The 12,465-nt window shown below is 36.1% G+C and carries 13 protein-coding genes; 12 read left to right on the top strand and 1 reads right to left on the bottom strand.

The annotated features are described in order from the left end of the window. Positions 1-165: 165 nt before the first annotated feature. The 6 genes from H4J70_RS16640 (at position 166) to puuE (ending at position 4,571) form a co-directional block, all read left to right on the top strand. Complete coding sequence (locus H4J70_RS16640) at positions 166-867, top strand: GntR family transcriptional regulator (RefSeq protein ID WP_182242397.1); 702 nt, start codon at positions 166-168, stop codon at positions 865-867. A 30-nt stretch (positions 868-897) separates the two neighbouring features. Then, entirely contained in the window at positions 898-1,560 is a 663-nt protein-coding gene (locus H4J70_RS16635; protein ID WP_182216237.1) for a TetR/AcrR family transcriptional regulator, read from the top strand. 303 nt (positions 1,561-1,863) lie between these two features. Beyond that, on the top strand, positions 1,864-3,066 hold the full coding sequence (locus tag H4J70_RS16630; protein WP_259368073.1) for a urate hydroxylase PuuD: 1,203 nt from the start codon (positions 1,864-1,866) through the stop codon (positions 3,064-3,066). A 73-nt stretch (positions 3,067-3,139) separates the two neighbouring features. Next, the gene (locus H4J70_RS16625) at positions 3,140-3,424 is read left to right on the top strand and encodes a hypothetical protein (RefSeq protein ID WP_182251499.1); all 285 of its coding nucleotides are present in this window, start codon (positions 3,140-3,142) and stop codon (positions 3,422-3,424) included. 24 nt (positions 3,425-3,448) lie between these two features. Beyond that, the gene (locus tag H4J70_RS16620) at positions 3,449-3,622 is read left to right on the top strand and encodes an ureidoglycolate lyase (protein WP_182251498.1); all 174 of its coding nucleotides are present in this window, start codon (positions 3,449-3,451) and stop codon (positions 3,620-3,622) included. 28 nt (positions 3,623-3,650) lie between these two features. Then, positions 3,651-4,571: an allantoinase PuuE gene (gene puuE, locus H4J70_RS16615; RefSeq protein ID WP_404842411.1), complete on the top strand. Its 921-nt coding sequence runs from the start codon at positions 3,651-3,653 to the stop codon at positions 4,569-4,571. A gap of 371 nt (positions 4,572-4,942) precedes the next feature. Here the strand turns inward: puuE and H4J70_RS20785 are convergent, their stop codons facing one another. Next, positions 4,943-5,065: a hypothetical protein gene (locus H4J70_RS20785; RefSeq protein WP_259366819.1), complete on the bottom strand. Its 123-nt coding sequence runs from the start codon at positions 5,063-5,065 to the stop codon at positions 4,943-4,945. Between the two features lie 401 nt (positions 5,066-5,466). Here H4J70_RS20785 and H4J70_RS16610 point away from each other — a divergent pair, with 401 nt between their 5' ends. The 6 genes from H4J70_RS16610 (at position 5,467) to H4J70_RS16585 (ending at position 12,381) form a co-directional block, all read left to right on the top strand. Continuing rightward, positions 5,467-7,665 carry a malate synthase G gene (locus H4J70_RS16610; protein WP_182216245.1) on the top strand — a complete coding sequence of 733 codons (2,199 nt, stop codon included), beginning with the start codon at positions 5,467-5,469 and terminating at the stop codon, positions 7,663-7,665. Then, complete coding sequence (locus H4J70_RS16605) at positions 7,625-8,491, top strand: bifunctional allantoicase/(S)-ureidoglycine aminohydrolase (RefSeq protein ID WP_259364865.1); 867 nt, start codon at positions 7,625-7,627, stop codon at positions 8,489-8,491. Before H4J70_RS16610 ends, H4J70_RS16605 begins: the two co-directional genes overlap by 41 nt. Before the next feature lie 230 nt (positions 8,492-8,721). Next, positions 8,722-9,015, top strand: coding sequence for a hypothetical protein (locus tag H4J70_RS16600; RefSeq protein ID WP_182216248.1), 294 nt, complete (start codon positions 8,722-8,724; stop codon positions 9,013-9,015). Positions 9,016-9,339: 324 nt separating this feature from the next. Further along, the gene (locus H4J70_RS16595) at positions 9,340-9,696 is read left to right on the top strand and encodes a response regulator (RefSeq protein ID WP_182216250.1); all 357 of its coding nucleotides are present in this window, start codon (positions 9,340-9,342) and stop codon (positions 9,694-9,696) included. A gap of 8 nt (positions 9,697-9,704) precedes the next feature. Then, complete coding sequence (locus H4J70_RS16590; protein ID WP_182216252.1) at positions 9,705-10,328, top strand: chemotaxis protein CheX; 624 nt, start codon at positions 9,705-9,707, stop codon at positions 10,326-10,328. 7 nt (positions 10,329-10,335) lie between these two features. Further along, entirely contained in the window at positions 10,336-12,381 is a 2,046-nt protein-coding gene (locus H4J70_RS16585) for a response regulator (protein ID WP_182251497.1), read from the top strand. The last annotated feature ends 84 nt before the right edge of the window (positions 12,382-12,465 follow it).

Here is a 12,465-nt window from a genome sequence, read left to right as displayed (position 1 = left end):
ATGAGACTGTCTCTTTGATATTCAGCGCCAGTTAGGCACTATTTATTTAAATAAGCGATAAGGTTATTGATTGTAATGAAGTTCAATGACTAGTTAACATAAAACTCTATATACTATAATCTAAGAGGATTAGTACCAAGTGGTCAATTTGTATTTAGGATTGTGATGAAAGTTAAGTTGAAGTCTGACGAAAAAATTAAAAAAATTAGCGATAAAGAAATATACCAAGAAATTTTTGATGCAATATTATCGTTTCGTTTACGCCCTGGTACTCGGCTGACTGAAGAAAATTTATCAAAAATATTCAATGTGGGTCGTACAACGATTCGTAGTGCTTTACTGCGACTTTCTCAAGACCATATTATTGAAATTCAACCGAACAAAGGGGCATTTATCGCAAGTCCGACCGTTAAACAAGGTAAAGATATTCTTGAAGCTCGAAAATTAATTGAAGTAGAGATTGTTAAAGATGTCATTAAGCATGCAACGCATAGTGACTTCGACTTATTGAAAAAAATAGTTAAATCAGAAGAAAATAATATCAAACGTGAACATATGGTTGAAGGTATTCAACTCGGTGGCGACTTTCATTTGATGCTGGCGAAGATATCAAAAAACACCACGCTTGAGCGCATTCTAACAACCTTAATACCGCAAACCTCTTTAGTGATTGTACTGTATGAAAACCCTGATGCGCCTAAATGCTCGCATTTTGAACACTTCGAGCTTATCGACGTAATGGAAAAAGGTCAGGTTGAAAAAGCTACAGCACTTATGTATCAACATATTCATAGTATTGAGACGCGTTTAAATTTAGATGAAAAAGAATTTACTAGCGATTTAGTTGATATATTTAAAAAACGTTAATGCGTTAACGGTTAGGTCTTTGGTTAAAATATGGCAATAATAAAAATTTCTGATGATGATTTAGTCAATACACAACAAAAAGCTAGGCTATTAAACAAAAATAAAATAATAAAAGCTGCTGAACAAGAGTTTAAGAAATATGGCTTTAATGGTGCGTCCATTGCGCGTATTGCTGAAACGGCAATGTTACCCAGAAGTAACATTCATTATTATTTCACGAATAAACTCGCGCTTTATGGTGCGGTGTTAACTAATATTATCAATTTATGGAATCAAGCTTTTGCTGATATAAAGCCCAATGATGACCCAGCAAAAGCAATTGCAAGCTACATAGATGCGAAAATAGAGTATTCAAGAACTAATCCTACTCCTTCAATTATTTTTGCTAGTGAGTTACTGCATGGCGCGCCTTATTTAAGTCAATATTTGAAAACAGATTTTAAACAGTGGATCACTGACAAAGCTAACATCATTCAATCATGGCAAGCGCAAGGTAAGTTAGATGAGCAAATATCAGCTTACCATTTGTTGTTTACTATTTGGGGGGCAACTCAACATTATGCTAATTTTTCAGTTGAGATTGAAGCTGCTTTAGATAGGCCGCTGACCAATAGCGACTTTGATGATGCTAAAAGAACGATAAAACATATCATTTTAAAAGGTTGTGGTATGCAGCTTGTTGAGAAGCGCTAACAATAGATATAACTCTTATAATTTCAATCCCTTCCTGTAGAAAAATCACCTATATTTTTAAAAACATAAAGTCATTGGAATTTTTTGGCTTTAGTTTATGGGCAAAAATACTTGTTTGTACTGATGGTTAATTGTAAACAAGATTGTTGACAATGTTGTTTTTGTTTCATATGCTAAGTTGATGTTTAGTAATGAATGTAAATTACACAACACAAGCCTTAAGCTATAGTTAAGTTGGCAAATTAAGCCGCGCTATAAATGCAATATAAATTCTTTAGAAGGGTCAGAAATTTGGAAGCGTATTTGTTCGATGTATTAAATTTTTTAGTGCGAAGTTTTCATATCATTACCGGCATAGCTTGGATCGGCGCATCATTTTATTTTGTTATGCTAGATAATTCATTACATACACCTAAAAATCCTGCAGACACCCAAAATGGTGTTTTTGGTGAGTTATGGGCGGTACACGGTGGTGGTTTTTATCATTCGCAAAAATACATGTTGGGTCCCAAAAACCAACCTTTAGACGATAATCTTCATTGGTCTAAATGGGAAGCATATACAACGTGGATCAGCGGTTTCTTTTTGATGGCTATTGTCTACTGGTATGGCGCTGATATTTACCTTATTGATACAAGTGTTGCTGATATATCGCAAAGCACAGCCATTGCAATTAGCTTAGGCTTTATGTTTGGTGGCTACTTTATTTACGATTTCTTATGTAAATCTGCTTTAGCTAAAAACGATTTAGTTTTAGGTGTTGTGATTTTTGCACTTGTCTCTGCCGCCGCTTATGCATTAACACACATATTTAGTGGTCGTGGCGCTTTTATGACCTTTGGTGCCATGTTAGGTACTATTATGGCAGCTAGCGTATTCTTTGTTATTATTCCTGGCCAAAAGAAAATGGTCGAAAGGCTCATCGCAGGCGAGAAAGTTGACGCCGCCCCGGGAATAGCAGGCAAACAGCGTTCTGTTCATAACACTTACTTTACCTTACCTGTTGTCTTTGTGATGATAAGTAACCACTATGCCATGACCTATAACCATGAGTATAACTGGTTAATATTAATGGGTATTTCTATGGCAGGTGCCTTAATACGGGTGTTCTTTGTTTCGCGTCACACGCCAGGAAAACCACTAACAGGAGCGTTAGTTACTGCTGTAGTTATTATGGCCGTCGTTATCTGGGCTATGGCGCCTAAGTCAATCGTGACGAATACTGATTCAACAGTCTCACCTGTAGAATTCTCTCAAGTTCAAGCCATTATTCAACAGCGTTGTTCATCTTGTCATGCAGACAAACCTACTCAAGCTGGTTTTGCCGCTGCGCCTAAAGGCTTTATTTATGACACACCTGAACAAATTAAAGCGCAAGCCACTCAAATTTATCAGCAAGCCGTAGTCCTTAAAGCTATGCCTATAGGTAACTTAACCAAAATTACTGACTCAGAGCGGAAGTTAATTGCTCTGTGGTATCAACAACGTCAAACAACAAAAGAGTAATGTAACCTTTACTTTATACAACTAAATAATTACAGAATAAAAAGTTACAACAAAATAAAAACCGAGAAGAGAAATGAACATGATAACCACAGTTATTAGTGCTGCTTCGTTTCTATTTCTTGGTTTGAGTTCGGCTACAATACAAGCTGCTACTTTTAGTACATTTAAAGTAGCAGGCTTATATGGCACAGGACATAATAAACGAAGCATTGATGGCAATGAAGCAACGTTCACTATTGCAAATGCAACAGGCTTTGCGTGGGATGATAGCTATTTTTTTGCCGATGTAGCCCATGTCAGTGATGCAAATTCAACAGGTGATACACATCTCGAGTTTGCTCCTAGCTATCGCCTCTAACAAGTTATCTCCAAGATAATAAAAATGGCAGGTGACTCTGTTTCTAGTGCAAATTTACAAGTTTTTGTAACCCATGAACAACAAAACTTTAATTTTCATGCAGGAATTTGGCACATGGCCTTAATTTCAGAAAAAGACCGACTTTTTTCGTCTTTGATAAGGCCGGTGCTGGCAAACATTGTAATGAACTTACTTTAGAAAACGAAACTATTGAGTTGACATTAGCATGAGTAAAATAGATATGAATAACTACCCTCGAGACATGAAAGGATACGGAGAGCATGCACCTAAGGTTACTTGGCCAAATAAGGCAAAAGTGGCGGTGCAATTTGTGATCAACTATGAAGAAGGAGCCGAGAATTGCATTCTACATGGTGATAATGCCTCGGAAACTTTTCTATCAGAAATCATTGGCGCACAACCGTTTGTTAACGAACGACATATGAACATGGAGTCTTTTTATGAATATGGCAGCCGTGCAGGTTTTTGGCGATTACATCGTTTATTTTCTCAGCGAGGCTTACCTGTAACTGTTTTTGGTGTCGCGATGGCGATGCAACGTAACCCTGAAGCAGTTGAAGCGATGTTAAAAGCAGATTGGGAAATTGCGAGTCATGGATACAGGTGGATAGACTATCAAAATGTACCGATTGAAACCGAGCGTGAACATTTAAAAAAAGCGATAGCTATTCACAAAGAAATGACAGGGCAAAAACCTAAAGGTTGGTATCTTGGCCGCATGAGCGAAAATACTCGACAGTTGGTCATGGAAGAAGGCTCTTTTTTATATGATGCTGATAGTTATGCTGATGATTTACCTTATTATGTAAAAGGTAAAGAAAAGCCACATTTAATTGTCCCATATAGTTTAGATGCCAATGATATGCGTTTTGCTAGTCCGCAAGGTTTTAATTCAGGTGAACAGTTTTATTGTTACTTAAAAGATACTTTTGATACCTTGTATGCTGAAGGGGCTGATGCACCAAAAATGATGTCTATTGGTTTGCATTGCCGCATTATTGGCCGACCAGGTCGTTTTGCAAGTCTGGTTAAGTTCCTAGATTATATTGGGAAATATAATGATGTCTGGGTGTGTAGAAGGCAAGATATTGCAGAGCACTGGTTAGCAAACCATAAAGCAGAATAAGTAGTAAGTAGCTAAAATTATTGCAATAACAAACAATTAGCAAACCATAAAGCAGAATAAGTAGTAAGCAGCTAAAATTATTGCAATGACAAACGATTAGCAAACCATAAAGCAGAATAAGTATTAGCAAGTACCTAGTGATACTGCAACAACACCAAGAGCCTTAATTTAAGAGGTTTGACTGGTGTTGTTGTTAACAGATTGAGCATAGGGTAAAAATATTACAATGCCCCCCTCAAAAGAAGTAAGTTGAAACAAAGATTACACTAGCAATAAAACCACGATATTCTGTTCTTCTAACCGCTAAAAAAGGCATGGTTAACGCACCCAAAATACCTGCTCCCATAAAATAACTTACCAACATACTCGCGCTAACGGTACATAATAATTTGCGCTAGCGTCAAAATGCCAAGATGAGTTGGAATACGATTTAAAAATGGTGGTTTATCTTGTTGCTCACCTTTATTTGAAAAGTAGTCTGCTACATGGATCATGATAACGTATTCTCCAATTTCAATCTTGATGTCGTCAAGTAATCACTCGTTTTTTCATCCGTCAGTATTGATTATCACTGTTAGTAAATGGACGATTATTCTAGATTTTTTATACACATTACTCGCTTTATAGGTCAACTTTTCGGTAAATTTCAGGTGATCTTGAGATGATTGTTAAGGTGTTTTATTAAGCATAAATATTGTTTGATGTTAATAGAGTTGACTCAAAGGTAAGTTGTCAACAATTGTGTATACAATCCCTTGTCTTTATTGACAGGTGTTGTGAATTTGTATACATTCATCAGCATTGCAGCTTTAGATAAAGACGCTTATCAGCGCAGACCTCAACAGATAATTAACATAACAATCAAAGTATAATTAAGGAATAAGTGGTTAAGGAAATGACAATATATCAACAGAAAAACTTGCTAAAAGTAGATATTGATTTAGTAAAATTCATAGAAGAAGAGGTTTTACTCGGCTTAAACATCTCTGCTGATAATTTTTGGAAATCCTTATCAACAATCACTCATCAATTAGGGCCTGAGAATAGAGCCTTATTAGTAAAACGCACTCAATTTCAGGAACAACTTGATGATTGGAATCTCGCGCATCAAGATAATTTTGATATTGAGGAATATAAACAATTTCTTTTTGATATAGGCTATTTAAGCCCTGAAGGTGATGACTTTCTTATCACCACAAACAACGTAGATAGTGAAGTAAGCTCACAAGCAGGACCACAACTTGTTGTTCCCGCCGCCAACGCTAGATTTGCATTAAATGCCGCTAATGCTCGCTGGGGAAGTTTATACGATGCCCTTTATGGAACTGATGTCATTAGTGGTGAAGATGGCGCTGAGAAAAAAGCAACGCATAATCCTATTAGAGCAGCAAAAGTAGTCGCTTACGGTCGTGAATTTTTAGATGATCACTTTCCACTCGTCAACGGCTCACATCATCAGTCATGTGCTTATACTATTGACAATAAAAAGCTTTTAGTCACTTTAGTTGATGGTCGTACTTCACTATTAAAAAATACTGAACAATTTATTGGCTTTCAGGGGGATAAGAATAAGCTCAGCTCAGTTTTACTTAACCATCATGATTTACGTGTGGCGATAGAAATAGATGCAAGCTCAGCTATTGGTAAAACAGACGCTGCAGATATAAAAGATATTACTTTAGAATCAGCATTAACCACAATACAAGACTTTGAAGATTCGGTAGTTGCAGTAGACGCCAAAGAAAAAATTCATGTTTATCGTAATTGGTTAGGGCTAATGAAAGGTGACTTAAGTGAAACTATTGATAAAGCCGGTAAAATAACTCAGCGAGTATTAAAAGCTGATAAAATTTATCAGGACCTTAACGGTGGCAACTTGAATTTGCCAGGACGCAGTTTATTATTCTGTCGAAATGTTGGCCACTTAATGACTAACGCTGCAATACTCGATCAAGAGGGCTTCGAAATTCAAGAGGGCATCATGGACGCCATGATAAGCACCTTAATAGCCTTACACGATTTACAAAAAAATAGTATTCACCGTAACTCAAGAAAGGGTAGTGTCTATATTGTAAAGCCTAAAATGCATGGCCCTGATGAAGTGGCTTTTGCTAATAAACTCTTTAATGCTGTTGAAGATGGTTTAAGTCTTGATAGATATACCATTAAAATTGGGGTAATGGACGAAGAACGTCGCACAACAGTCAACCTGAAAGAGTGTATTAGAGCCGTAAAAAATCGCGTTGTATTTATTAATACTGGTTTTTTAGATAGAACGGGCGATGAAATACATACCAGTATGTTACTAGGTCCCATGGTGTTAAAAGGTGATATGAAAGCACAACCCTGGATTAAAGCCTACGAAGATAGGAATGTAGATATAGGTTTAGCCTGCGGTTTTTCCGGTAAAGCACAAATTGGTAAAGGGATGTGGGCTATTCCTGATGAAATGGCTGATATGATGAAAATGAAAATTGCTCATCCTTTATCAGGTGCTAATACGGCATGGGTTCCATCACCAACCGGGGCTACCTTACATGCTATACATTACCATCAAGTGAATGTATTTGAGGTACAGAGTAGGATTGCGCAAAGATCTCGTACTCGTCTAAATGATATATTAACAGTACCCTTATTAAAAAAATCTGAGCAATTGGGTAAAGAGGCGATTGAAAAAGAGCTTAATAACAATGCCCAAGGTCTATTGGGTTACGTAGTTCGTTGGGTTGATTTAGGCATGGGCGCTTCAAAAGTCCCCGACATTAACAATGTTGGCTTAATGGAAGATAGAGCTACATTAAGAATTTCTAGTCAGCACATTTGTAACTGGCTAGCACACGGTATCTTATCTGAGTCTGAAGTGAGGTCTTCCTTAGAAAAAATGGCGGTTATTGTTGATCAACAAAATGCCCATGACCCTTTATATCAGCCAATGTCTGCTAACTTTGCAAGTAGTTTAGCTTTTCAAGCAGCATTAGATCTTGTCTTTAAAGGGAAAACACAGCCCAATGGTTATACCGAGCCTTTACTTCACGCTTACAGGAAAGAATTTAATGAAACCCAAACAACAAGGAAAAACGAAGATGTCAAATAAAAGTACATATTATGCGCCTACAGGTGGATTACCACCACAAACACAATTGATCTCTGATCGCGCTATTTTTACCGAAGCTTACGCAATTATTCCTAAAGGTGTGTTAACCGATATTGTTATCAGTTATTTACCCTTTTGGAATAATATGAGGATGTGGGTGCTGGCTCGTCCATTGAGTGGCTTTTCAGAAACTTTTTCTCAATACATAGTAGAAGTAACACCAAACGGCGGCTCTGAAAAACCAGAACTTGATGAAAATGCTGAAGGTGTACTCTTTATTGTTGAAGGTGAAATGGATGTTACTATCGAAGGGACAAATCACCATATGACATCAGGCGGGTATGCTTATTTGCCTGCAGGTGCTCAATGGACACTTAAAAATAATAGTTTAGAAAATGTAAAGTTCCATTGGATCCGCAAAGCTTATCAAGTCGTTGAAGGCATCGATGCACCAGAAGCTTTTGTAACCAGTGACCATGAAGTTGAAGCTATTGAAATGCCTAATACCGGTGGTGTATGGAAAACCACAAGATTTACTGAGCAATCAGATATGCGCCATGATATGCATGTAAACATTGTAACTTTTGAGCCAGGCGGCGTGATCCCTTTTGACGAAACACATGTGATGGAACATGGATTATATGTTTTAGAAGGTAAAGCTGTTTATCATTTAAACGGTGAATGGGTTGAAGTAGAGGCGGGTGACTTTATGTGGTTACGTGCTTTTTGTCCACAATCTTGCTATGCCGGTGGCCCAGGTCCATTTAGATATTTATTATATAAAGATGTAAATAGACATATGCCATTTATACGTCCGAGAAGTTAATCTCTTCTGTGCTTATAGTTACTCTATACGTACTTTTTAGTAAAATATCGAATGTGATAATAATGTTGGATATTTTACTTTAGCCTCTGGCTAACAAGAGGTTTACCTATTTCTGTTAAAGGTATCCTTGTAGGCGGAATAGGGCTCTTAGCTGCTAACATTTAAAAAAAACTATAAAGCCAGCAAAACATGATGCTAGCTACCAAGAAATGCTTGAGGTATGTCAATTAGTGAAGCTAACTTCATTTATTGATAGCTTATCGTTTGGTATTAATACTTGGCTAGGCTCTAAAAGTGTAGGATTATTAGTTGGCCAAGCACAACGATTACAGATTGCACCGTTGTTGTTACGTCCAGAAAAGGTGCTGATTTTAAACAAGCCAACCAAAGGACTAGATCGAGGCAAAGAAGAAGCGGTAATGATCAATATTCTCGCCCATGTAAGAAAACATAAACAGACGTTACTAGTTGCTACTCGTTGTTACTCATTTTTGCGACGGATTTATATTTTTACATCAGGTTAATTTTATTGAAAGTTATAGGCCAAGTATAAAATTTGATAACACGAATATTTATCATCTAGCCAAAACTTATGTTACCGGCATTACAGAAGTGTATTTAATCGCTCCCCACCTTTTTAACGTCGCCTTACATGCTTTTAACGTTCCCCTTAGGCTCATTGGCTCTAACCAAAACACCCACCGCTAAGGGATATGTTTTGAAAATTACAGCATCTTTTTATACCTTGCTCAAATTACTAATTATATTTCAATATATTAGCTTGCAAATAAACCCATTCGTTTATATGCTTTTATGAGGCAGGTTATTAAAAATAATTGGGTATTTAAATGAGTAAAGTTGTATTAATTGTCGACGATAGTATTGTTTCTCGAATGATGCTTAAAGAAATTGTTAAATCTTATATACCTGGAGTCGACATCATTGAAGCTGGAGGTGGAGAGCAGTGCTTGAGCCAATTAACGGCGGAAAGTAAAATTGATATTGCGATTTTTGACTATAATATGCCTGGTATGACAGGTATTGAATTAATCTTTGCATTAGATAAGCTAATTTCAATTCCTAAGCGCGCTTTGTTAACCGCAAATATCCAAGATGACATAAAACAACAGGCTGAGCAAGCAGGTGTTGTTTTTTTAATTAAACCGATTACCGAAGAACTCATTAGCCATTTTTTAAATAGTTAGGGAAGCATATGAAGGATAATTTATCTCCACTTGAAATTGATGCCCTCACCGAAATATTTAACATCGGTATTGGTAGAGCGGCCAACTCCCTGAATAAAATGGTATCTCAACCGGTTGATTTAACTATCCCAAAAGTCGAAATCGTCTCTAACAAAATAGCCAAATCTAAATTGAATTTTGCTAGTGATACAGAAATCAGTGCTGTAATTCAACGATTTGAAGGTGACTTTAAAGGCCAAGCATTACTTATGTTTAGCAAAGAAAGTGGTTTGCAATTAGTTAGTACTTTACTTGGTAATAAGTTTCCACCCGAGGCTTTGTCTGATCTTGAGCAAGATTCTTTAGTAGAAATAGGCAATGTTATTTTAAATGCTTGTTTTGGAACGGTTATTAACTTTCTTAAATCCTCAATAAAAATTGAAATGCCAGAGTTTATACAAGGGGATATTAATAAAGTTTATGTGTATAGCAGCGAAAATGATTGGTCATTATATATAAAAGTTAAGTTCTCTTTACCCGATGATAATATTGAAGGTTTTATCTCTTTTATTATGGATATTACCTCATTAGAGATTTTTCAAGAATCTGTGAGAAAATTTGTTTTTGGCATTACTAACAAAATTGAAGCTTAGCTCTGCTATGAATAATTTAACAAAAGATATTTTATTTAGTTCTGTGAATGATCTTTCTCTTGGTATTATCATTATTGATGAAAACCATCAGGTAGTTTTTTATAATCAGTGGATAAAAGATCACTCTGTTATAGTCGATGATAAAGGTGTTGGTTGTAAACTTGGTGATATTCTAGAGGGGTTTAACTATTCCCGCTTAAGTGATGCATGCAATGAAGCATTAACGTTAGGATTGCCCACTAAACTCTCTAATACTTTTAATCCTAAACCTTTAGCGTTATTCCATAAAAGCCATGTTGGTGATAACGATTACCGTATACAGCAGCAAATATCGATTAAAAGCATCAATACTTCCCCGAATGAACGCTTATGTGAAATTCTGATCCAAGATGTGTCTAGTTCAGTTAAAAAAGAATTGATGCTGAAAAGTTTAGCCGATGAAAATAAGAAACAACAATTAAAAGCTGAATTAGCCAATCGGACTAAGTCACAGTTTTTGGCTAATATGAGTCATGAAATTAGAACGCCAATGAACGGTGTTTTAGGCATGCTAAATTTATTATCAACGACCAAGCAAAGTCAAGAACAAGCTCATTTTACTCGACTAGCACATTCAAGTGCCGATACCTTGCTTCATATCCTAAACGACATTCTAGATTTTTCAAAAATAGAAGCAGGTAAACTTGAAGTTGAATTGATTACTTTTGACCTTTTAAGAAATTTAGGCGATTTGGTTCAGTCTTTATCGATGAATAGCAAAGATAAAAAATTAGAAATTATTCTTGATGTCACCGATGTTGGTCATCAAATGGTCATCGGTGATCCTGGTAGATTAAGACAAATCATTACTAACTTAGTTGGCAATGCAATAAAGTTTACCCCCACGGGTGAAATTGTTATTAAAGCAAAGACAGTTTTAAATGACAATGGAGATATAAAACTACATATCAGTGTCATAGATACAGGAATAGGTATACCAGCGGATAAATGTTCAATACTTTTTGATGTGTTCACCCAAGTCGATGTATCGACAACACGAGAGTATGGTGGCACAGGTTTAGGCTTGTCTATTGTAAAGCAATTATGTGAATTAATGGGGGGAGGCATTACTGTTAGTAGTGTCTTGGGTCAAGGCAGCGAATTTAGTTTTAATATCCAATTAAAACCTAGCACAGAAGAAGTGCAAACTCAGTTAGGTACTCATTTAAATGGAATTAACATTTTAGTTACTGATGATAATCTTACTCATCTTGCCGTGCTTAGCAAACAACTCGGTCTTTTGGGGGCTGAAGTTATTCAAGCTGACAGTGGTAGTAAGGCATTGGCTATATTGAAGCAATACGATAGCCATTATTTTGCTATGGCTATTATTGATATGCAAATGCCGAGCATGTCAGGTAGTGAGTTAAGCGCTGAGATTAGAAAAATTAAGTCACTTGATAAGCTTAAAATAGTGATGTTAACTTCAATGGATCAGATTGTTAAAGGTCCTTTGTCATCAACGTCAGGATTTTCAGATTATTTATTAAAACCTGTGGTCATTGATGAGTTACTTAATATCTTAGATGATACGCTTAACAAGAGACAGATATTAAAAAATACGGCTGGCGTTTCAGCTAGCCTTGGAAGTAATATGTTAGAGAATAAAAGTCAGACCACTAAAGCAAAAATATTGTTAGTTGAAGACAACCGAATTAACCAACAAGTCGCTTTAGGTATATTAAGAAAGTTTGATTATTCTATTGATATTGCAGTCAATGGTGTAAATGCAATTGATATCTTAGAGAAGAAAGATCCAGAACATCCTTATGATCTTATTTTAATGGATTGCCAAATGCCAGAAATGGATGGCTATCAAGCCACTGAACATATAAGAAATAATATGGATAGTGTCTTGTTCTCGACTATCCCTATTATTGCAATGACGGCAAATACTATGAAGGGTGATAAAGAAAAATGCTTAGCATCGGGTATGAATGATTATATTTCTAAACCGATAAACCCTAAACTGTTGGAAGAGAAAATTAGTTACTGGTTGAACAAACTTAATTAATTTTAGTAACCAAGTAGTGATTTTCTTGCTAATAAAACAGAAAAATAAAAGCATGGCCACTTTTTCAATACATTAACTTTTTAA

Origin of the sequence: Colwellia sp. BRX8-9 (assembly GCF_014077245.1) — a bacterium.
GTDB lineage: Bacteria > Pseudomonadota > Gammaproteobacteria > Enterobacterales > Alteromonadaceae > Colwellia_A.
Note: the sequence above shows the minus strand (reverse complement) of the source record. Positions and strands in the feature narration are given on the sequence as shown.

What these genes read in the sequence shown, in the direction of transcription:
- H4J70_RS16640 (WP_182242397.1), top strand. Translation starts at nt 166, where the DNA reads ATGAAAGTTAAGTTGAAGTCTGACGAAAAAATTAAAAAAATTAGCGAT.
- H4J70_RS16635 (WP_182216237.1), top strand. Translation starts at nt 898, where the DNA reads ATGGCAATAATAAAAATTTCTGATGATGATTTAGTCAATACACAACAA.
- H4J70_RS16625 (WP_182251499.1), top strand. Translation starts at nt 3,140, where the DNA reads ATGAACATGATAACCACAGTTATTAGTGCTGCTTCGTTTCTATTTCTT.
- H4J70_RS16620 (WP_182251498.1), top strand. Translation starts at nt 3,449, where the DNA reads ATGGCAGGTGACTCTGTTTCTAGTGCAAATTTACAAGTTTTTGTAACC.
- puuE (WP_404842411.1), top strand. Translation starts at nt 3,651, where the DNA reads ATGAGTAAAATAGATATGAATAACTACCCTCGAGACATGAAAGGATAC.
- H4J70_RS20785 (WP_259366819.1), bottom strand. Translation starts at nt 5,065, where the DNA reads ATGATCCATGTAGCAGACTACTTTTCAAATAAAGGTGAGCAACAAGAT.
- H4J70_RS16610 (WP_182216245.1), top strand. Translation starts at nt 5,467, where the DNA reads ATGACAATATATCAACAGAAAAACTTGCTAAAAGTAGATATTGATTTA.
- H4J70_RS16605 (WP_259364865.1), top strand. Translation starts at nt 7,625, where the DNA reads ATGAAACCCAAACAACAAGGAAAAACGAAGATGTCAAATAAAAGTACA.
- H4J70_RS16595 (WP_182216250.1), top strand. Translation starts at nt 9,340, where the DNA reads ATGAGTAAAGTTGTATTAATTGTCGACGATAGTATTGTTTCTCGAATG.
- H4J70_RS16590 (WP_182216252.1), top strand. Translation starts at nt 9,705, where the DNA reads ATGAAGGATAATTTATCTCCACTTGAAATTGATGCCCTCACCGAAATA.
- H4J70_RS16585 (WP_182251497.1), top strand. Translation starts at nt 10,336, where the DNA reads ATGAATAATTTAACAAAAGATATTTTATTTAGTTCTGTGAATGATCTT.